22 protein-coding genes and 2 tRNA genes are annotated in these 19,579 nt (G+C 35.0%); 10 read left to right on the top strand and 14 right to left on the bottom strand.

The features are described from left to right. Positions 1-28: 28 nt before the first annotated feature. The 4 genes from C7D53_RS18240 (at position 29) to C7D53_RS18225 (ending at position 2,763) form a co-directional block, all read left to right on the top strand. Positions 29-1,273, top strand: coding sequence for a bifunctional folylpolyglutamate synthase/dihydrofolate synthase (locus tag C7D53_RS18240; protein ID WP_106917832.1), 1,245 nt, complete (start codon positions 29-31; stop codon positions 1,271-1,273). 42 nt (positions 1,274-1,315) lie between these two features. Further along, positions 1,316-1,390 (top strand) — tRNA-Val (locus C7D53_RS18235). Between the two features lie 33 nt (positions 1,391-1,423). Then, a tRNA-Val gene (locus tag C7D53_RS18230) sits at positions 1,424-1,498 on the top strand. A 143-nt stretch (positions 1,499-1,641) separates the two neighbouring features. Further along, positions 1,642-2,763: a glycosyltransferase gene (locus tag C7D53_RS18225; protein ID WP_106917831.1), complete on the top strand. Its 1,122-nt coding sequence runs from the start codon at positions 1,642-1,644 to the stop codon at positions 2,761-2,763. Here the strand turns inward: C7D53_RS18225 and C7D53_RS18220 are convergent. The 4 genes from C7D53_RS18220 to C7D53_RS18205 all read right to left on the bottom strand — a co-directional run bounded on the left by C7D53_RS18220 (position 2,753) and on the right by C7D53_RS18205 (position 5,595). Continuing rightward, a complete protein-coding gene (locus C7D53_RS18220; RefSeq protein WP_228422429.1) occupies positions 2,753-3,724 on the bottom strand; it encodes a glycosyltransferase family 9 protein in 972 nt (323 codons plus the stop codon). The two genes, C7D53_RS18225 and C7D53_RS18220, sit on opposite strands and share 11 nt — an antisense overlap. Before the next feature lie 2 nt (positions 3,725-3,726). Then, entirely contained in the window at positions 3,727-4,146 is a 420-nt protein-coding gene (locus C7D53_RS18215; protein WP_106917830.1) for a SufE family protein, read from the bottom strand. A 130-nt stretch (positions 4,147-4,276) separates the two neighbouring features. Next, positions 4,277-5,371 (bottom strand): glycosyltransferase family 4 protein, encoded by a 1,095-nt coding sequence (locus C7D53_RS18210; protein WP_106917829.1) that lies wholly within the window; start codon positions 5,369-5,371, stop codon positions 4,277-4,279. Then, positions 5,371-5,595, bottom strand: a complete 225-nt coding sequence (locus tag C7D53_RS18205; RefSeq protein ID WP_106917828.1) for a uroporphyrinogen decarboxylase — start codon at positions 5,593-5,595, stop codon at positions 5,371-5,373. The genes C7D53_RS18210 and C7D53_RS18205 overlap by 1 nt, the downstream gene beginning before the upstream one ends. Before the next feature lie 151 nt (positions 5,596-5,746). On the opposite strand from C7D53_RS18205, the gene C7D53_RS18200 reads away from it, so the two are divergent. Next, complete coding sequence (locus tag C7D53_RS18200) at positions 5,747-8,287, top strand: ATP-dependent Clp protease ATP-binding subunit (protein ID WP_106917900.1); 2,541 nt, start codon at positions 5,747-5,749, stop codon at positions 8,285-8,287. Positions 8,288-8,362: 75 nt separating this feature from the next. Here the strand turns inward: C7D53_RS18200 and C7D53_RS18195 are convergent, their stop codons facing one another. Continuing rightward, the gene (locus C7D53_RS18195; RefSeq protein WP_106917827.1) at positions 8,363-8,890 is read right to left on the bottom strand and encodes a hypothetical protein; all 528 of its coding nucleotides are present in this window, start codon (positions 8,888-8,890) and stop codon (positions 8,363-8,365) included. A 212-nt stretch (positions 8,891-9,102) separates the two neighbouring features. Here C7D53_RS18195 and mnmA point away from each other — a divergent pair, with 212 nt between their 5' ends. Continuing rightward, positions 9,103-10,290 carry a tRNA 2-thiouridine(34) synthase MnmA gene (mnmA, locus tag C7D53_RS18190; RefSeq protein WP_106917826.1) on the top strand — a complete coding sequence of 396 codons (1,188 nt, stop codon included), beginning with the start codon at positions 9,103-9,105 and terminating at the stop codon, positions 10,288-10,290. Positions 10,291-10,394: 104 nt separating this feature from the next. After that, on the top strand, positions 10,395-10,601 hold the full coding sequence (locus C7D53_RS18185; RefSeq protein WP_106917825.1) for a hypothetical protein: 207 nt from the start codon (positions 10,395-10,397) through the stop codon (positions 10,599-10,601). Between the two features lie 56 nt (positions 10,602-10,657). Here the strand turns inward: C7D53_RS18185 and C7D53_RS18180 are convergent, their stop codons facing one another. Both C7D53_RS18180 and C7D53_RS18175 read right to left on the bottom strand, forming a co-directional pair. Beyond that, positions 10,658-11,011 carry a hypothetical protein gene (locus tag C7D53_RS18180; RefSeq protein WP_106917824.1) on the bottom strand — a complete coding sequence of 118 codons (354 nt, stop codon included), beginning with the start codon at positions 11,009-11,011 and terminating at the stop codon, positions 10,658-10,660. A gap of 12 nt (positions 11,012-11,023) precedes the next feature. After that, on the bottom strand, positions 11,024-11,761 hold the full coding sequence (locus C7D53_RS18175) for a glycine-rich domain-containing protein (RefSeq protein ID WP_106917823.1): 738 nt from the start codon (positions 11,759-11,761) through the stop codon (positions 11,024-11,026). A gap of 117 nt (positions 11,762-11,878) precedes the next feature. Between C7D53_RS18175 and C7D53_RS18170 the strand changes: the two genes are divergently transcribed. Both C7D53_RS18170 and C7D53_RS18165 read left to right on the top strand, forming a co-directional pair. Continuing rightward, on the top strand, positions 11,879-12,775 hold the full coding sequence (locus C7D53_RS18170) for a hypothetical protein (RefSeq protein WP_106917822.1): 897 nt from the start codon (positions 11,879-11,881) through the stop codon (positions 12,773-12,775). Positions 12,776-13,120: 345 nt separating this feature from the next. Beyond that, positions 13,121-14,350, top strand: a complete 1,230-nt coding sequence (locus C7D53_RS18165) for a DUF6051 family protein (RefSeq protein ID WP_106917899.1) — start codon at positions 13,121-13,123, stop codon at positions 14,348-14,350. 84 nt (positions 14,351-14,434) lie between these two features. Here the strand turns inward: C7D53_RS18165 and C7D53_RS18160 are convergent, their stop codons facing one another. From C7D53_RS18160 to C7D53_RS18135, 6 genes are all read right to left on the bottom strand, one after another. Then, on the bottom strand, positions 14,435-15,178 hold the full coding sequence (locus C7D53_RS18160; RefSeq protein WP_106917821.1) for a LytR/AlgR family response regulator transcription factor: 744 nt from the start codon (positions 15,176-15,178) through the stop codon (positions 14,435-14,437). A gap of 60 nt (positions 15,179-15,238) precedes the next feature. Further along, on the bottom strand, positions 15,239-15,511 hold the full coding sequence (locus tag C7D53_RS18155; protein WP_106917820.1) for a 2TM domain-containing protein: 273 nt from the start codon (positions 15,509-15,511) through the stop codon (positions 15,239-15,241). A gap of 21 nt (positions 15,512-15,532) precedes the next feature. After that, a complete protein-coding gene (locus tag C7D53_RS18150; protein WP_106917819.1) occupies positions 15,533-15,823 on the bottom strand; it encodes a 2TM domain-containing protein in 291 nt (96 codons plus the stop codon). 144 nt (positions 15,824-15,967) lie between these two features. Then, the gene (locus C7D53_RS18145) at positions 15,968-16,537 is read right to left on the bottom strand and encodes a methyltransferase family protein (protein WP_106917818.1); all 570 of its coding nucleotides are present in this window, start codon (positions 16,535-16,537) and stop codon (positions 15,968-15,970) included. Between the two features lie 121 nt (positions 16,538-16,658). Further along, entirely contained in the window at positions 16,659-16,964 is a 306-nt protein-coding gene (locus C7D53_RS18140; RefSeq protein ID WP_106917817.1) for a 2TM domain-containing protein, read from the bottom strand. Then, entirely contained in the window at positions 16,951-18,282 is a 1,332-nt protein-coding gene (locus tag C7D53_RS18135; protein WP_106917816.1) for a 2TM domain-containing protein, read from the bottom strand. Before C7D53_RS18135 ends, C7D53_RS18140 begins: the two co-directional genes overlap by 14 nt. Before the next feature lie 315 nt (positions 18,283-18,597). Here C7D53_RS18135 and C7D53_RS21030 point away from each other — a divergent pair, with 315 nt between their 5' ends. Next, the gene (locus C7D53_RS21030) at positions 18,598-18,759 is read left to right on the top strand and encodes a hypothetical protein (RefSeq protein ID WP_162926217.1); all 162 of its coding nucleotides are present in this window, start codon (positions 18,598-18,600) and stop codon (positions 18,757-18,759) included. Positions 18,760-18,889: 130 nt separating this feature from the next. Here C7D53_RS21030 and C7D53_RS18130 read toward each other — a convergent pair whose 3' ends face one another. Continuing rightward, positions 18,890-19,549, bottom strand: coding sequence for a hypothetical protein (locus C7D53_RS18130; RefSeq protein ID WP_106917815.1), 660 nt, complete (start codon positions 19,547-19,549; stop codon positions 18,890-18,892). Positions 19,550-19,579: the final 30 nt, after the last annotated feature.

Raw genomic sequence — 19,579 nt, 5'->3', positions numbered from 1 at the left:
TTCATAAAACTTTTGAGAATTTTGCACCATGACAAATGAACAATACCAAGCAGCTATTGATTGGCTTTTTGTACAGATGCCCAACTATCAGATAGATGGACAAAAAGCCTACAAACCAGGACTAGATAATATTACCAAGCTTTGTGCTTTCTTTGGAAATCCTCAGGAAAAAATAAAGTGTATTCATGTGGGTGGAACCAACGGAAAGGGTTCTTCAAGTAATATGCTGGCTTCTGTACTTCAGGAAGCGGGTTATAAAGTGGGTCTGTATAATTCTCCCCATCTTATAGATTTCACTGAGCGTATTAAAGTGAATGGAAAAAACTGCAATAAGGAATTTGTCTTTGATTTTGTTCAAAAACTTAAAAACATCCCGGAAGAGATTCGTCCGTCTTTCTTTGAGTTTACAACCATTATGGCTTTCGAGTATTTTTATCAGCAGAAAGTAGATTTTGCTATTATTGAAGTAGGATTGGGTGGAAGACTGGACTCAACCAACATTATAAAGCCTCTTATTTCTGCCATAACGAATGTTCAGCTTGATCACCAAAATATACTGGGAAATACCATTGAGGAAATTGCGGGAGAGAAAGCCGGTATTATCAAGCACAACATCCCCATTATCTCAGGAGATGAGAATGAGGTGGTAAAAAATATCATTAGAAAAAAAGCGATGGCTGAACAGGCACCTTTTATAGATGCTACCCTACTTCATACTGAGCTTGGTTCTGATTTGAAAGGAAATTACCAGCAAAAAAATATCCGTGTTGTTCTGGCCATTGTTGAAGAATTAAAAAAACTACAGGTAAACATTCCGGCCAAGGATCTGGAGAATGGCTTACTGAATGTTCATCAAAATACAGGATTTATTGGGCGTTGGTTTGAATTTTCAAAAGATCCGCTTATCATTTGTGATACGGGACACAATCAGGCAGGTCTGGAATACGTTTTTTCACAATTAAATTCTATTGATAGGCACAAGCATGTCATTTTAGGGTTTGTAAATGATAAAAACATAGATGAAGTGATGGGATTGCTTCCTGAAAATTCTGAGTTTTATTTTGCCAAACCATCCATCAACAGGGGAAGACACCCCGAAGATTATGAAAATCTTCTCCAAGAGGCGAAAATTTTTTATAAAATTTTTGATTCCGTACAAGAAGCGTATCTATCTGCAAAAGAACAATGTACAAAAGAAGAAATGATTTTTATTGGCGGAAGCAACTTTGTTGTGGGAGATTTTTTAGAAAAAAATTTGGAGATTAAGGAATAAGTCGTATATTTGCACCACTCTAAACAAGAGAACAAGTCTAGAGGGTTCTTAGCTCAGTTGGTTCAGAGCATCTGGTTTACACCCAGAGGGTCGGGGGTTCGAATCCCTCAGGACCCACAGAAAGGAAACGAAACCTTTAAAAAAAATATCGGGCTCTTAGCTCAGTTGGTTCAGAGCATCTGGTTTACACCCAGAGGGTCGGGGGTTCGAATCCCTCAGGGCCCACAAAAACTCTCAGATTATTCTGAGAGTTTTTTATTTATAAACTACTCTACAAATCTTTCTCTCATGTTAACCTTACTTTAAATTAGGAAAAGATTCCGCGGGATTTCTTTACCTTTGTCTCCCTATATTAATATTCATCACCATTGAAAGCTCTTCATGTCATTTCATTTAATTACCCCTATCCTCCTTCTTATGGGGGTGTTATAGATGTTTATTACAAAATCAAGGCTTTATCTGATTTGGGAGTAAAGATTCATCTACATTGTTTCGTGAATCAGGTTCCAGAAAAAATAGATCCGGAGATTACCCATATTACAGAAAATGTATTTTTTTATCAAAAGAAGAAAAATCCGTTTCTTTATTTTTCATTTACGCCATTTGCTGTCGCAATAAGAACTTCGGTCAACCTGCTTCATAATCTAGAGAAAATTGAAGCTCCTATTCTTTTTGAAGGCCTACAAACAACAAGCCTTATTTCCAAAATAAAAAGCAAGAAACACGCCCTATATCTGCGACTTCATAATAATGAGGCTGAATACTACAAAGGGCTCTCTTTTTCGGAAAAGAATATTTTTAAAAAGATCATTTATAAGATTGAAGCGATCAAATATGATGGCTATCAAAAAAAGAATTTAAAAGAGTTTAAGTCCGTCTTTTGTCTTTCTGAAAAAGAATATCGTGAGACAGAAGAATACTCCGAAAATGCCAAACTCATTCATATTTTCCATGGCAATCATCAGGTAAAGGTTCTTGACAAACAGGGTGATTACTTCCTTTTCCATGGAGACCTGAGTATTTCAGACAATAAAAAGGCATTAGAAGAGGTAATTGAGCTATTCAAAGGGCTTCCCGACCACAAACTCGTTGTAGCATCCGATCGTGCCTCAGATGATCTTAAAAAGAAAATTAATTCCATAGAGAATATAAATCTGGTACCTATTGAAACCAATCAAAATTTATATCACCTTCTGGAAAACGCCCACGCCAATATCTTATTATCTTTTCAGAATTCCGGAACTAAGGTAAAGCTTTTTAACTCATTATATAACAGTCGGTTTGTGATTATCAACCAAAATATTACAGACGACCACTCCTTAAAAGATTTGTGCCTGTATGGTTCCAACCTGCAGGAAATCCGACAACATATTATTGATATTGCAGAAAGGGATTATACCGGAAGTGAACGTAGAAAAACCATTCTGGAAAAAAGCCATTCAGACGAATCTAAAGCAGAAGAGATGATAAAGGTTATTTTTAAAGATTAACCGCCTGTATCACTTTCTGAATATTAAACTCTTCTAGACACGCCCAATCTCCTCTGTAGCATTCCTTATCACCAAAAACAGAACATGGTCTGCAACTAAGGTCTTTTACCTGAATAACATCATCTTCACTCTGTCCGAACCCCAAAAAGCCGGCATAAGGATGTGTTGCACCCCATATTGAGATACATCTTGTTCCTACAAGGCTTGCTAAATGCATATTAGCAGAATCCATTGAAATCATGACTTCCAGCTCAGCAATTTTATTAAGCTCTTCTGTAAGGCTTAATCTTCCGGAAAGGCTTTTGGTATTAGGGATTTGACGTTCCCATTCTTCAAGGGTTTCTGTTTCTTTTTTTCCTCCACCAAAAAAATACACTGTATGTTTTTGAGCTAAGATCCTGACAAGTTCAAAAGATTTTTCCAGAGGAAGCATCTTTCCTTTGTGCTGAGCAAAAGGAGCAAAGCCAATTCCCGATTTATGGCCAGGAAAAGGTCTAAGTTTTTGAGAAAGTTCTACTTTAAAACCCATCTCCCTGAAAACATCAGCATAACGTTCAACTGTTTTTTTCAATTGAACTTTATCCAGATTCCAGACATCCGTAAGGTGTTCTTTCTCTTCTTTTCCTTTATTGATCTTAAAAACCTTTAATCCTTTTCTTCTGTAAATTCTATCCAGAATTTTCGTTCTGATCACATCATGAAGATTGGCAACACAATCCGGCTTAAATTCCTTCAGCAATTCATTACTTAGTTTTCTTAATCCAAAAAGACCCTTATAGTCATCAAGATTAATTCCTTTAAATGTAACATTGGGAATACCGGCAAATAAGGCTTCAAAATTTTTTCTGGAAACCATAATAATTTCCACATCAGGATTTTGCTCCAAAAACTCCCTGAAAACAGGAACAGTCATTGCAACATCACCAAATGCAGAGAAACGATATGCTAAAATTCTGGTCACGGTTATGATTTCAGTTGATAGGCAACTGCATAAAATTTAATTTGTTTTGTCATAGCCATCAGTCCGTTAGCTCTGGATGGCGAAAGAAACTCCTGTAATCCGATCTCTGAAATAAATTCAAAATCAGAATCTAAAATTTCCTGAGTAGAATGTCCACTATAAATGCTCACTAAAAGCGAAACGATACCCTTTGGCAAAATCCCATCAGAATCTGCATTAAAGAAAAGTTTTCCGTCTTTAAATTCAGCATCAATCCAAACTTTACTTTGGCAGCCTTTAATCAGGTTTTCCTCTATTTTCTTGTCTTCCGAAAGTCCTTTTAATTCTTTTCCGAGATCAATAATATATTCATATTTCTGTTCCCAGTCATCAAGAAACGCAAATTCGTCGATTATTTCCTGCTGTTTTTCTTTAATGGTCATTTTTCACAAATTTCTTTGTGCAAAGATAATTAATTTTAGACTTTTAAGATTTTAAGATAAAAGATTGGTCCATAGCATACAAAAAAATTATCCTTATACTATGAATAGGCCGTCTGACTTTAGTTTGTTTTTATTGGGCTGCTTTATTAAAAACCTCCAATAATTTTATTTCTTCATTTTCCCAGCAAAGAACTCTTGAAGCTTTTTCAAGTTCTCCCAGATAGTTCTGTCTCCCTTTGCTTAAAACTTTTTCAACGGCAACGGCAATATTTTTTGGATCATGATCAGGAATCGTTTCTCCTACATCAAACTGATTTTTAATATTTTGTAATTCAGGAATATTTGACAGAATTAAAGGTACCCGTGCCTGAATACAATCTAACACCTTATTGGGTAATGAATAGAGGTAGCTGTCTCCCCCATTCTCTTCGATACTCATTCCACAATCGGCAGTTACCGTAACCTTTCTCAAATCCTCGGGCATTAATTTTCCCAAAAACTGAACTTTATGCTGGAGCTTTTCTTGGATCACTAAATTTTCATATTCTTCTTTTCTCGGCCCATCACCCGCAATTTTTAGCACTACATTATCCAAATAATGCATCGCCATAATCACTTTATCAATTCCCCTAAAAGGATTGATTGCGCCTTGATATAAAAGAATTTTCGGATTATTTTCAGGTATTTCGAAGTCAAAATTCATTTTTCGTGGTGCGTTTTGAACCACAACCGGATCAATTCCATATGTTTTTTGAAACCATTTTGCATAGCTTCCGCTCGCCGTAATCATCCATGTAAGTTTTGGAATGACTGTTTTTTCGACATAACGCCATAATTTTTGTGACATTTTGCCCTGAACTGCAGGCATTTCTGAAAAAATTTCATGACTGTCAAAAACCAGCGGAATATTTAGCTTTTTAGCAATAAGATAATTTGGAAACAAAGCATCAATATCATTGGCATGAAGAATAGTATTCTGATCTGCTTTTCTTTTTAATTCATGGTACAACTTCCAATTAAACTCAAAATAGGCTGTTTTTAAGCTCTTTGAAATTAAATGGATCCTTGAAAAAGAATAAGGACGCTGCATTTTTTCGGCTCCTTTCCAGTCATTTCCAATCAGTTCAATAGTATACCCATTTTCATGCAAAGTCTGACAAACCTTTTCAATACGTTGGTCTGTATATAAATTACTGAAAGCAGATGTTATTAGTTTTTTTTTCATTATTCCCTCTTTCCAAGCAATAAATGATAGACCTGAATAAAGCAAATAAGTCCGTTTGGAATGATAACCGGCCATAAAGGTCCACTAAAAAAACCATAAATGACAAAGCACATACAGCCGATCATATTAACAATTCTGATTTTTCTTACATCTTTCAATATGAAACTCAGTACGATAAAAACTGAGGCAGAGTATCCGACGTAAGTGGTTATTTCAGGATTCATGAGAAAATTTTAAGAATAACAAACTTAATCATTTTCAATAAGATAATAAAATTTTTTCTGCCATAAAGTCATTAATTGATTTTTGGTAAAATATTTGTAATTTAGATAATGAATAAATGGTAATGTTGCCTTTATTCTAATGAGATATATTATGGATTATAAGTTTTCACAAGGTTTGAGCCAGGTGTTCAAACAAAGCAAAAGCGAAGCTAAAAGGCTGAAAAGTGAATTTCTCAATACAGAACATCTACTTTTAGGTATTATAAAAACGGAAAACTCTGCAAAAGAAATCCTTCAAAACCTTAATGCGGATTTAACACAAATCAGAAGAAAAATTGAAACTCTAAATACAGCAAGTCTTAATCCTATTTCTGAGGAGGTTACCAATATTTCTTTCACTAAGATGGCAGATCATGCCATTAAACGTGCGGAGTTAGAATGCCGACAATACAAAAGCAATGAAATTAATACCGTTCACCTGCTTTTAGGTATTCTTTATAAATATGAGGATCCTACTTCAAATATCTTGGGAGCTTATGACATAGACTATGAGGGCGTTTCAAAAGAGTACCAAACTATGCTTAAAAATTCCGGGCAGTCACCACAAATGAGTGCTTATGATGATGACGATGAAAGAGAGGATTTTGAGCAAATGAGAAAGCCTACCGGAAATCTAGGCTCTGCAAAAAGCAAAACTCCAACTTTGGATAACTTTGGTAGAGACTTAACCTCCCTGGCAAGAGATGGAAAATTAGACCCAGTAATCGGTCGTGAAAAAGAAATTGAGAGAGTTTCTCAGATCTTATCGCGTAGAAAGAAAAACAACCCACTTCTTATCGGGGAGCCAGGAGTTGGTAAATCTGCGATTGCGGAGGGGCTAGCACTAAGAATTCAACAGAAAAAAGTTTCAAGAGTTCTTTACGGAAAACGAGTGATCACTTTGGATCTTGCAAGTTTAGTTGCCGGAACAAAATACCGTGGTCAGTTTGAGGAAAGAATGAAAGCCATCATGACTGAGCTGGAGAAAAACAGAGATGTCATCTTATTCATTGATGAGCTTCATACCATTGTAGGTGCGGGAAGTTCTACGGGAAGTCTGGATGCATCCAACATGTTCAAACCAGCCTTGGCAAGAGGTGAAATTCAATGCATCGGGGCTACCACTCTAGATGAATACCGTCAGTACATTGAAAAAGACGGAGCTTTAGAAAGAAGATTCCAGAAAGTAATGGTGGAACCTACTTCTATTGAGGAAACTATTCAGATTTTGAACCAGATTAAGGATAAGTATGAAGAACATCACAATGTAATTTATACTCCTGAGGCAATTAATGCATGTGTCAATTTGACATCAAGATATATTACGGATCGTTTCCTACCGGACAAAGCTATTGATGCTATGGACGAAGCGGGTTCCAGAGTTTATATTAAAAACATGAAAGTTCCTACTGAGATCATTGATTTTGAAAAGAAAATTGAAGACATCAAGGAATTGAAACAAAAAGCTGTAAAAGCTCAGGATTATCTTGAAGCAAGAAAGCTTAAAGATGAAGAGGAACGTCTTCAGATGGAACTGAATGCTGCTCAGGAAAAATGGGATAAAGATGTTAAGGAGAAAAAAGAAACCGTAAGTGAAGAAAGTGTTGCGGAAGTGGTTTCTATGATGAGTGGTGTTCCTGTAACGAAAGTGGGCAAAAACGAGCTTGATAAATTAGCTCAGATGGATGAGAAACTGAACGGAAAAGTAATAGGTCAGGAAGATGCTGTGAAGAAAGTAGTTAAGGCTATTCAAAGAAACAGAGCAGGTCTTAAGGATCCTAACCGCCCAATTGGTACATTTATCTTCCTTGGAACAACAGGAGTTGGTAAAACCGAGCTTGCAAAAGTAATGGCGAGAGAACTTTTTGAATCAGATGAATCTCTGATCCGAATTGATATGAGTGAATACATGGAGAAATTTGCAGTTTCAAGATTGGTTGGAGCGCCTCCGGGATATGTAGGATACGAAGAAGGGGGTCAGTTAACTGAAGCCGTAAGAAGAAAGCCTTATGCCGTGGTTCTTTTGGATGAGATTGAAAAAGCTCACCCGGATGTATTCAATATTCTTTTACAAATTCTGGATGAAGGACACGTTACAGATAGTTTAGGCAGAAAGATAGACTTTAGAAATACAATCATCATTCTTACTTCCAACATTGGAACAAGAGATCTTAAAGATTTTGGGGATGGTGTAGGATTCGGAACTTCAGCTAAAAAGACAACGTCTGATTCAAGAGCAAGAAGTACTATTGAAAATGCCCTTAAAAAAGCATTTGCTCCGGAATTCTTAAACAGAATTGATGATATTGTGATCTTCAACTCTCTTGTACAGGATGATATCAAGAAAATCATTGATATTGAACTGAACAAGCTTTATGGCAGACTTGAAAAATTAGGTTATAAAGTAGAATTAACTGAGGAAGCGAAAGACTTTATTTCTGAAAAAGGATGGGATAAAGACTTCGGTGCAAGACCACTGAAGAGAGCTATCCAGAAGTATATTGAAGATTTATTGGCAGAAATGTTGGTAAACAAACAATTAAACGAAGGCGAAACCGTAGTTCTTGAGCTTAATGAAGCAAAAGACGGATTGGTAGGAAAAACTTCAAAGCCAAAGAAATCATCAGCAGCTGAAAAGTCTTCTCAATCTTAAATAATTAATTTAATTTCAATAGAAAAGCACCGGAAAATTTCCGGTGCTTTTTATTTTATATGCAAAAAGCAATGATTAAAGTCCTACCACAAAACCGATATTAGGGACTAATCCATTTGAAAATACACTTGAGTTTTCTTTCCAAAGCACATTATACATTAATCCCAGCTGCATAAAGGAGTTATTTCCTATTCTCTGCATGTAGCCTCCACCAAGGTATAATGCATTTTCTTCTCTGTTATACTTGTAATCATAATACTTATCATTATAATTGATGAAGTAATGTTGGAAGTTCGCACTTAAATAAAACGAGCGCGCAATATAGTAGTTGACAAAAGGTCCTATCCCAAACATGGTGGATCTATAATAATCTGAAGTCTGCCAAGAAATACTTCCCACAGCTCCTGCTTCAAGATCTTCAGTAAGACGGTATCCTACTCTTGGAGAAGCCTGCAGATAAAATGAACTGTTACTTCCAAACCCCAAACCGATTCCTCCTCCAAAAGTCCATTTGTTATTTTCTTGCATCGGAGCACCTATTGAAACCTGGGAAAAAACTGATCCTGAGATCATCAGCACCATTGAAATAATAAACTTTTTCATATGTAAATATTTTATTTTGTCTAAGGATATTGATACATCACCATCATTTTCACCATCATCCTGTCATTGAAAACTTCGTTAATAGTATCTTTTCTACTACTATCGTTTTTATCAATGTTTAAAATTATGGTTTTTTTACGAATTTTTTTAGTTGTATTTTTGCCGGGTCAAACTAAGAACTCCCGTTAAGAGTTTCGTAAAATTGAAATACAATGAAAGTAGTAGTAGGCCTCTCTGGAGGTGTAGATTCAAGTGTTACAGCATATTTGCTACAACAGCAAGGCCATGAAGTAGTTGCCTTGTTTATGAGAAACTGGAATGATGCTTCCGTAACATTAGAAGATGAATGTCCTTGGATTGAGGATAGCAATGATGCTCTGATGGTGGCCCAAAAACTGGGAATTCCTTTCCAGGTTATAGATATGAGCGATCTTTACAAAGAACGTATTGTAGATTATATGTTCGATGAGTATCAAAAAGGAAGAACACCGAATCCTGATGTTTTGTGTAACAGAGAAGTAAAATTCGATGTTTTTATGAAAACGGCAATGTCTTTAGGTGCCGATAAGGTAGCTACAGGACACTATGCAAGAGTCAATTCAACTTCGGATGAAAATGGTAAGGAAATTTTTCATCTTCTTGCCGGAAAAGATAATAATAAGGACCAATCCTATTTTCTTTGTCAGCTAAGCCAGGACCAGTTGTCTAAAGCCTTATTTCCTATTGGAGAGCTTACGAAGCCTCAGGTAAGAGAAATTGCAAAAGAAATAGGCCTAGTAACGGCTGATAAAAAGGATTCCCAAGGGTTGTGCTTCATTGGAAAAGTAAGCCTTCCTCAGTTCTTACAACAACAACTTAAACCCAATGAGGGTGAAATTGTTGAGATCTTCAAAGATTCACCATTATTTGCTGAAGAAAAACCTACTTTCACATCCAAAAAAGAGGAACTTGAATTTCTTTCAAGAAAAATCGACTATAAAAAGGCTGACGGAAAGGTAATCGGAAAGCATCAAGGCGCTCAATTTTTCACTATTGGACAAAGTAGAGGGCTAGGCATTGGTGGACACAAAGAAAGCTGTTTTATTGTATCCAGAGACATGGAAAACAATATTATTTTTGTAGGAGAAGGAAATCAGTTCCCTGGCCTTTATAAAAAAGCTTTAAAAATTGACAACTCTGAATTGCATTGGGTTCGTGAAGATATGAAGCTGAAGAATGGAGAATCTATGGAAGTATTGGCAAGATTCAGATACAGACAGTCTTTACAGAAAGCAACTCTTTATCAGTTTGAAGATGGTTTTTATGTTGAATTTGAGGACCCTCAATCTGCCATTGCTGAAGGACAGTTTGCATCATGGTATATTGATGATGAACTTATTGGAAGTGGAGTGATCTCGTAGAGTGTATTTTGAAGTTTAGTTTTAATTAAAGATATTTTTGATTTTTTTGTAACGTATGTTAAATTGTCATACTTACTGGATAAATAACAATAAAAAATATCATTATGAAAACTTCAACAAACCAGTACGCTTATGCCAATAATATTCTGATCGCTTTAGTATCTGCTGTTTTTGGTTATAATCTTTATCAGGCAATTGTTCATCCCGATAACTCAAACATTGGAATAAGCCTTATTTTAGTAGTCCTAACCTCTATTATGGTCCGAAAATATGGCCATAAACCGGCAAAGGATAATCAGGAAAATAATTAATTTCAACAATTAATATAAAGCCCGAAGCAGTTTTTGTTTCGGGTTTGTTTTTGATATTACTTCTTAATTTTATTCTTTACATAGAATAACTTAAACAATAGTATTACAATACATTCCAAAATTAGTATCATCACTAAAAATCCGACAGGCTTTCCTAATAATATTCCTCTTATCACCTTTATGATTCCCACCACGAAGATGAGCAGCATCCAATAAAGTGTGGTTTTCGAAATGGTTTGTTTCAGTAATTTTAAAATAAAAATTGAAGAATAAAACCCAAGTAAAAGGAGTAAATAAAACTTTAGAAATCCCGGACCTTTCAGGGTAAACGGATTAAATGTGTGGCAGGTTTCGATAAGCCATAGAAAGCTTATCACAATGGGAACTAAGTGGATGATTATCTTTTTCATAAGTATTCTTTTTTATCCTCCACATCCGCCTCCGCAACCACCACATCCACCACCGCAGCTTCCCCCACCGCTACAACTACTTCCTCCTCCACTACAGCTGCTTCCTCCACAACTTGAATCTGAATCTTTATTCTTTTTTCCATTTACATTTACATTCTGAATTAAAGAAATTACAATTCCAAAGGCAAAAATTCCCAACATACTAAAAACTATAGATGTTACAGTTCCTATAATCTCACCAAGACAGGATGACAGCAGAAAAAGGAAGATAAAAAAGGGAATCAGCCGCAATCTTCGCCACCAGTTGCCCTTACAATTAACTTTCTTCTGTTCATACCAGATTTCCTGGGGAGCTTCAGACTGAAAAATTTCTTTGTAGTTTTCTAAGGTATTCGTAAACCAATGCCGATGCTTGCTATTTTCTTTGAATCCTCCTTTTGACGGATGGTGATGCAATGCCTTTTTTAGAATATTCGGACAAAAATCCTCCCAATAGTTCTGGGTATAGATCAGATGCATATGCCATACTTTATCTACTATTTTGCTTGGGGAAGCTCCATTGGGAAGAATACAGCACAGATACACAAACTTTTTGTATTCATCTATAGCCCTTCGGGCAAAATCAAGGCTCCAGTTTTCTTCTTTTGCCAGCTTTTTCGAAAAAGGAAAATCAGCATCCGGAGCGTCCAGTGAAAATCCCTGAATTCTGTTCCAAAGGGACTCATCTTTTAATAACATTCTTGTTTCCATTGTTCTAACTTTTGTTTTTCTACTCAAATGTCAATGGATTTTACAATATAAAAGTCTTTCTATAGTATTCTTTAGTCTGATAAAAATCTTAAATTAGTCTTGTAAAAATAATAACAGATGAAAAAGGAAGATATACTACATCTTGAGAAGTTGATGAATTTCTTAGGCCGTCAATTTTTAAAGAAAAACCATTGGGAAGACGTAACCAAAACAGAATGGTCCTACATCTGTGCAGAGCTTAATGAACTTATTACCAATGATCAATCTGAGAAAGGGATAAAAAAGAATCCGGATCTTCTGGGTTTCAACTACCTTTATGAACATTTGATTATCAACAAATTAAAGAAGTTCCATCAGAATGAGAATGCTATTTTAAGCAGACCAAATTTGGCAAAATTAAGTCTGATTGTCAAGGTTTTGGGATATTCTAACTACATTGACTTTGTTAATTCCAATACGGAGGCTTTCAATTTTAATGATCTTAAAATTGATATGAATAATGTAAAGCTGAATACCACCTTATTGGATCGTTTAGTAGGATGTTGGTATTCCTACAACAGAAATCTTCCTGAAAACCCTACACAAGCTAAAGAAGACAGAATGTGGCGCTCTGCCATGGAAATTTATAAGTCTGAAACTACGGGAGAGTATTTTATCGAAAGAAGCGGTGGTGACCATCATAAATATTTTGGGAAAGTCACGGCTTATTCTGATTATGTTTTTATTATCATGAATAGCAATACATTCATCAGGCAAAGACACTTTATTTCGAGAATAAAAGATATAAAGGAAAAACTTAAGAATCCTGATTATAAGCTTCACGAGCTTCACTTTGTAAGCACCTGCATCAGTTTTAATCAGGAGCCCATCGCCTTATTTGAAATCTTTCAGAAAGCAGACAGAAAGAACTTTATTTCCGATTCTATAAGCTTTCCTATCGATAGTGATGAGATTCCTGAATCTATTATTAAACAACTTGAGGACACTGAATCTAACAGAATTGATTACAGATAGTTAAAAGGATCATTATTCAGGAAATAAATTCGAAATAATTCTAATTTCACATTGCTCAAAGTATATTTAAATGAAGCAATAAAGTTTTAAAATTTTTCTGTAACGTATTCTGAATTGTCATATTTAACGGGATAAAATAACCCTAAAAAAATATGTAACAAAACAGAGCAAAAAGACAAGAAATAAACATCAATTTCTATTCATCACGCCTCCCCCGAAACAATTTTATTTCGGGGTTATTTTTTTCTCCTATGTCTAGAATACTTTTAAGCTTTTAAAATCAACACTTTACCATAATAATTATCTATCTTAATTGTTTTAATGATGAACCCCAATTATCTTGTTATGGAATATTATGAATTGTATGAAGTTTTGAAGGATCATTTTGATTCCAAAAAAGAGATGATTGAAATTGAAGATTTAAATATAACTATTGAATCTATCCCTTTTGAATCTAAGGTTTCAGATTTACTTCATGGCTCTGAAAATCTAACCTGTCCAAAGCATCATCAATCTTTGGAAACCAATGAAAGTTCGTTTTTGGTATACCATCAGCCCTCTGTTGATATTAAAGATATTGATATTGAATGCAATAAAAAATTTGAGTACCATATTCTGAAAAGAGCTGATGTAGAAACGGCTAATGGCTGTATTATTTTTTTTCATGGGCTGAATGAAAAGAAATGGGACAAATATCTTCCATGGGCCTATGAGTTGGCTCAAAAAACAAAAAAAGCTGTTATACTGTTTCCCATCGCCTTTCATATGGATCGTGCCGAAGCCATCTGGAGTGACCGTCATCATATGATGGAAATTGTAAAATTCCGAAAGGGAAAATATCCGGAAAACACTCATTTCTCCTATGTAAATGCAGCGATAAGCTCAAGGCTGGAAGCTCACCCACAAAGAATCTTTTGGTCAGGATTACAGACCTATTCTGACATTATTGAAGTGATAAAGAAAATTAAAGCAGATAAAATAAAAAGCATATCTGCGGATGCAAGCCTGGATTTGTTTGGGTATTCTATTGGTTCTTTCCTTTCCCTGATTATTAAAATGGCAGATCCCTATAGATTCTTCACCTCCTCCAAGGTCTTCTGTTTTTGCGGAGGGATGACTATTGACAGGATGTTTCCAATCTCAAAATACATTATGGATTCTCAGGCCACAATTAAAATGCAGTCTGTTTTTACAGAGCTATTAAGTTCAGATTTTAAGTTTGATAACAGGTTGAAGCATTATCAGGATGATGATCTCCATCCTCAGGAAAGCTGGTTCAAAAAGATGCTCAGATATAATTATTTCCAAAAGGAAAGAGAGGACAGAATTTCTGAAATCCAATTTCAGGTAAAGGCTTTTGTATTGGAAAAAGATACTGTTGCGCCTCCAATGGAAGCATTAAATACCCTGCAGGGTGGCTACCGAAACATCACGGTGGAAGTTGAGATCAAGGATTTTCCTTTTGATTACTCACACATGGTTCCTTTCCCTCTGGCTCATAAGCACAAGACGGAAGTTACAGAAGCCTTTCATGCGGTTATGAACTCTGCAGCCGATTTTTACATCCGATCATGATCAGGGATAAAAAATAGAGAGAAAAAGCTTAAAAAGTAATAATAAGAGGTCCATGGTAGTGTTTTTAAGGTTATTGAATGAGTTTTAGCTTACAAGCCAGTCTTTGAAATCTTTAACCCGATCTCTGCTAACGGTAATTTCTTCCTGTGGCTGAAATTCAAGGTCAACTTTGTAATAAGGTGAGGTATGAATGTTTTTTATATAATCAGAATTGATAATAAACTGCCTATTGACACGGAAAAACGTTTTCTCATCCAAAAGATCCTCCAGCTCATCCAGCGTAAAATCTGACGGATAAGTACGATCTTCTGTTTGCAGATAGACAATCTTATTTTCACTGAAAAAGCAGCTTATTTCCTGAGCCTGAACAATTTTCAAATTATATCCAATCTTTACCAAAACTCTGGAAAGGGTAGATTTTTCTTTCCTGATCAGCTGCTTTATATCCTGCGAACCGATGGCATCATTGGCTGGAATAAATGACTTAAATTTTTCTACAGCACCTGCAAGATCTTCTTCAAGGATTGGTTTCAAAAGATAATCTATACTGTTTAGTTTAAAGGCTTTTAACGTATATTGATCAAAGGCGGTTGTATAAATGATAAACCCTTTGGTAGGGACTTTTTCAAAGATATCGAACGACAGGCCGTCTCCCAGAACAATGTCTGAAAAGATCAACTGGGGATGTTCGTTTTCAGAAAACCAGGCTACTCCCTCTTCTACAGATTCAATTTTAGCAACTACTTCAATTTCAGGAAAGTTACTTAACATTCTTTCTAATTTCCTTGAAGCCGGTTTTTCGTCTTCGATAATAACCGTTTTGATCATTGAGTTTACAGTTTTAGTTTTATTATTTTGGAAATAAATTTAGATAAAAAACAGGAATTTTTAAAAATCTATTGGTTTTTTCTCTTTTTTAAATTCCTTATCCATTATTTCTTTTTCCCAGGAGTCATCAAAAACAAACAGGGATATTGCTTTTATGATGATAAAAATTGCCCAGATAGTCAGTATCAAATGACCGCTCAATATATTATAATGCATCCCGTTTTTAATGAAATCCTTACCAATAATGATTCCTGCAACAATTCCAAACCACATAAGGTTTTTATAGAATTTTTTCAATTGTTGAACTCTGCTGTGTGCTCTGTTATAATCCATGATTCTGTTTTTTTTAAGTTATTATAATGTTTTTGTTTTTCCTCTTTCCTGGTCCATCAGCTCTTTAATCTTTTTCTCTTCCCAGCTTTTTCCAATTCCAAAAATATTGACTGCATGAAACGCAATTCCTACTCCCCATCCCAACATTGGCCATAAAAACCACAAATATCCGGGTGCAGTTATAATATTCAATAAGGCTAGAAAAGGAATGACAATACAGAAAGAAGTAAGGTTACCGTAGAATTCTTTTAATTCTTTTACTCTTTTTGATGCTCTTTCGTAAGCGGTTGTTTCTTTGTTAAAAGTTTCCATACTATTTTGATTTAAGAGTTAATTTGTTTTTTTCTTGAATCAAAGATATGATGGAAAAGAGCCTCAAATCAATTTTATATTACCGAACGGTAGATTATGCTTTCCGAATCGTAAAAACCTAAGATTAACGGCACCAGACAGCCTTTAATAAATAAAAGGGATTAGTTTTTTTGTCTTTTTACGATATGCAATATATTCTTCCCCAAACTGCTCTATTAAAGCCTGTTCTTCAATTTTAATTCTGTAAGCGAAAGCCAAGAACGGAGGTACAAAAGCCAATAGCATTGACAACCAATTATTTAAATATAATCCGAGTCCAAGTGATGTAAGTAAAGAAAAGGCATAGGACGGATGTCTCAGGTATTTGTAGAATCCTCCTTTTTTGATCTTATGATCCTGTCTGATAGTCACATCCACAGTAAAATATTTTCCTAAAGATTTTATGATGATAAACCTGAGGATAATTCCTATAAGAATAAGAGCCTCACCTGCATACAAAATCCATTCTCCACCGGTAATGGGTAATGTAGATAAGTTGGAAACCGTTAGTGCTGCGGCAATAGAAAACGGAATGGCTAGCCAAAGAATATTAAGCGTAGATTTATCCTTTCCTTTTCTATCTTCTTTATTGGATTTTAAGATGTTTTTGTAAAGAAACTCACTAAGAAACCATGCAGCCATGGAAATGGAAAACAGTATTTGCAAAGGGTCCATATCGTGATTTTTTATTGCGAAAAAGGGAAAACTGTAAAGAACTTGATAACCTCTTCTTACAAAAGGTTATTTTGTATTGAATACACTTCTCTGTTATTCTGTTGATTTTCTGCTGTATTAATTACTTCTTCTTTTCTTTTTCCATCAGCTCACGAATCTTCTTCTCTTCCCATTTCTGCAGATAGCCGGTTTTGGAAAGAAAAACCACAGCCGCATGTGCTAAAATTCCAATCCCCCAAAATGTGGCAGTAAAGAAGTTTTTAAATTGAAAATAGCTTTCTCCGGGTTTTAAATGAGTGTAATTATAATAAACAATCACCAGATTTATAATAATATAGATGAAAAGGTGGCTATAAAATCCTCTTAACCTTTCTACCTGTCGTTTTGCTTTCTGATATTGAATATCATCATCGTCAAATGTTTCCATCGTTTCTATTTTTTTGTTTATCCATTATTTCACGAATCTTTTTTTCCTGCCAGGATTCTCCAATCCCAAATACCTGAAAAGCATGGGATGCAAGACCAATTCCCCAGCCAAATACCGGGAACCAAAACCACTGACTTCGGCTTCCTGTAAAAAGGTTGATAAAAATCAAAAAGGGAATAACGATACAATAAGAGATCAGATTGGTGTAGAATCCTCTGATTTCCTTTACTCTTTTTTGTGCTTTTTTGTACGCTTTATAATCATCATCAGGTTTTGCACTGACAATATTGGGCTTATCTGCAAGCATTGGAAGTTTTACTTTAAAATAGTCTTCAGATTTTTCTATAAAAACATTTCGTTTGGTAAGCAGAGAATAACGTTGTACAATATTGGATAATCCAATTCCTGAACTCTCCTTAATCTGTTCTCTTACCTGTAAATTGTTTTCAATGCAAAGGATATCCCCCTCTGAAAAGATTCTAATGACCAAAGGCTTTGAAGAAGTCGCAAAATTATGCTTGATACAGTTTTCTAATAAAAGTTGCAATGCTAGGGGTACAACATATTTCCGATAGTCTTCTTTTTTAACATCAAATACAAAATCCACACTATCTTCAAATCTTGTTTTTAAAAGATCACAATAGGTTTTTGCAAATTCCATTTCATCTTCCACGGTTACCAGTTCTTTATCTTTCTGTTCAAGTACATACCGATAAATCTTTGACATTGAAGCGGTAAACTTTTGTGCCTGATGAGGATTTTCATCTATTAATGAACTCAAAACATTTAAAGAATTGAAAAGAAAATGCGGGTCCAATTGGTTCTTAAGGCTTTCAAATTGGGCATTGGCAGACTTGGCAATAAGCTTCTGCTGTACCACTTCTTTTCTGGAAGTTTTCTTCAGCTCTTCCATAAACCCCTTGGCGTGTAGAAATGCTGAGATAAGCAGGGCAACATTGATGGTAAACCAGTTGGCAAGATTATATTTTCCTGAGAAAAACTCTTCCGTAGTACTTGCATTCTGAATCAACACGAAATTGATATAGTTGCACAAATAAACCAATATAACGTTGGCAATAAGAATGGAAATAATACTTATAATTGCTCTTTTGGAGGTTTCTTCAGACCAGGGAAATCTTTTGTTGAGAAAACGGTTTAAAAATCCATTTCCCCCTCCCAGCACCACTGTATAGAGTAACGAAATAAGTATTGTAAGTATAAAATTTTCAATACTTTTCTCTGATGTAAAGGCAAAAAAGAAAAACATAGAGACTATGAGTGACACCCAAAACAGTGTTATAATTTCCTTTCGTTTCATGATTCATTTTCTTGGTTCAAAATTAGTTTTTATTAAAGGTATGTAAAATTATTTCTTACTGAAGGGTAGCTTTTTGTTCCCGAATCGTTTTTGTAGAAATGTTTAGAAAACGCCAACACATACTGGGTTTGTTAGAATAATCAAAATTAACAATTCTATTAATTAATTACACATTTATATCATTTATCAATAAAAAAATAAACATTTTTATAAAAATAATTTTGCAAATTCCAATATTTATCCTAATTTAGAGAAATACAAATTAGCGTTATCCGAAAAGCTTAAAGAGTAGGAAACATCAAAAAACAAACTAAAATGAAAAAACAGATCAAGCTAAAAGAACTAAAAAAATTGACCAGAGACGAGCAAAAAAAAGTCGCAGGAGGATTAATGATAAAAGATCCATTTGAAGATGATGGATGCGGATGGAATATGTGCAGAAACCAATTTGGAAGATGCTCTGTTTTTGCATGCTAAATATTCAAATAATTTAAATTATAAAATCGGCTGCCTCAAAGTGAGGCAGCCGATTTATTTTAATTTTTAATAAATGGTATCTTTTCCCGTTTCAAGCTACACCAAGACTTATTATTTGAAGCTTAATCTTTTACTTGCTCTTTTCGTTAGGTAAGCTCATAAAATATTCTGCTTCTGCTCTTCCCCAGTTCGGATCTAAGGCTGTTTTGGGTTTGTAGGCATTAAATTTTGCAATGGCATCCTTAAACATCTCTATTCCCTTAGTTTTGCTTCCTCCATACTGTTCTGGAGTAAAGTAAATATCCTCTGCTTTAATAAGGGCAATTCTTGGGTTGGTAGGATCCAGTTTTTCTGCTCTGATAAGCTCTTCGGATGCTCTTGCACCATCAGTCATAAAACGTTGCTGTGGGCTGACCATCATTCTCAGAGAGTAGGCCATTTTTTTCAGCAGATGAATCTCTGCATTATCTGCTCCGGCAAGATTCTGAGCTGTACCTAAGTATTTTTCGGCCTGTGCAGCTATACCATCCAACTCCTGCACATTTCCGTTTCTCATCATGAGTCTTCCTTTTTGAATGTAGGAAAAAGCAGCATAGTATGCAGGAAGCCATTGTCCACTTTCTTTACTTCCTATTCTCTGAAAATCATTTGCCAGTGCCTGAAATTCTTCTGTTGTTTTACAGGCTTCTATTTTCCCAATCTTTTCAGACATAATTTTTTCATAATCTGACTGAGCAAAAGCCATTAAGCTCATCAAAACTAAAGCGAAACTTAAAATGTATTTTTTCATTATATTGATTTTAAAAAGTTAGTTATATTG

Origin of the sequence: Chryseobacterium aurantiacum, from assembly GCF_003020585.1 — a bacterium.
Taxonomy (GTDB): domain Bacteria; phylum Bacteroidota; class Bacteroidia; order Flavobacteriales; family Weeksellaceae; genus Chryseobacterium; species Chryseobacterium aurantiacum.
This window is presented reverse-complemented; position numbering and strand designations above follow the sequence as displayed.

Coding starts and splice junctions, on each gene's coding strand:
- C7D53_RS18240 (WP_106917832.1), top strand. CDS start 29: ATGACAAATGAACAATACCAAGCAGCTATTGATTGGCTTTTTGTACAG.
- C7D53_RS18215 (WP_106917830.1), bottom strand. CDS start 4,146: ATGACCATTAAAGAAAAACAGCAGGAAATAATCGACGAATTTGCGTTT.
- C7D53_RS18210 (WP_106917829.1), bottom strand. CDS start 5,371: ATGAAAAAAAAACTAATAACATCTGCTTTCAGTAATTTATATACAGAC.
- C7D53_RS18205 (WP_106917828.1), bottom strand. CDS start 5,595: ATGAATCCTGAAATAACCACTTACGTCGGATACTCTGCCTCAGTTTTT.
- C7D53_RS18200 (WP_106917900.1), top strand. CDS start 5,747: ATGGATTATAAGTTTTCACAAGGTTTGAGCCAGGTGTTCAAACAAAGC.
- C7D53_RS18195 (WP_106917827.1), bottom strand. CDS start 8,890: ATGAAAAAGTTTATTATTTCAATGGTGCTGATGATCTCAGGATCAGTT.
- mnmA (WP_106917826.1), top strand. CDS start 9,103: ATGAAAGTAGTAGTAGGCCTCTCTGGAGGTGTAGATTCAAGTGTTACA.
- C7D53_RS18185 (WP_106917825.1), top strand. CDS start 10,395: ATGAAAACTTCAACAAACCAGTACGCTTATGCCAATAATATTCTGATC.
- C7D53_RS18180 (WP_106917824.1), bottom strand. CDS start 11,011: ATGAAAAAGATAATCATCCACTTAGTTCCCATTGTGATAAGCTTTCTA.
- C7D53_RS18175 (WP_106917823.1), bottom strand. CDS start 11,761: ATGGAAACAAGAATGTTATTAAAAGATGAGTCCCTTTGGAACAGAATT.
- C7D53_RS18170 (WP_106917822.1), top strand. CDS start 11,879: ATGAAAAAGGAAGATATACTACATCTTGAGAAGTTGATGAATTTCTTA.
- C7D53_RS18165 (WP_106917899.1), top strand. CDS start 13,121: ATGGAATATTATGAATTGTATGAAGTTTTGAAGGATCATTTTGATTCC.
- C7D53_RS18160 (WP_106917821.1), bottom strand. CDS start 15,178: ATGATCAAAACGGTTATTATCGAAGACGAAAAACCGGCTTCAAGGAAA.
- C7D53_RS18155 (WP_106917820.1), bottom strand. CDS start 15,511: ATGGATTATAACAGAGCACACAGCAGAGTTCAACAATTGAAAAAATTC.
- C7D53_RS18150 (WP_106917819.1), bottom strand. CDS start 15,823: ATGGAAACTTTTAACAAAGAAACAACCGCTTACGAAAGAGCATCAAAA.
- C7D53_RS18145 (WP_106917818.1), bottom strand. CDS start 16,537: ATGGACCCTTTGCAAATACTGTTTTCCATTTCCATGGCTGCATGGTTT.
- C7D53_RS18140 (WP_106917817.1), bottom strand. CDS start 16,964: ATGGAAACATTTGACGATGATGATATTCAATATCAGAAAGCAAAACGA.
- C7D53_RS18135 (WP_106917816.1), bottom strand. CDS start 18,282: ATGAAACGAAAGGAAATTATAACACTGTTTTGGGTGTCACTCATAGTC.
- C7D53_RS21030 (WP_162926217.1), top strand. CDS start 18,598: ATGAAAAAACAGATCAAGCTAAAAGAACTAAAAAAATTGACCAGAGAC.
- C7D53_RS18130 (WP_106917815.1), bottom strand. CDS start 19,549: ATGAAAAAATACATTTTAAGTTTCGCTTTAGTTTTGATGAGCTTAATG.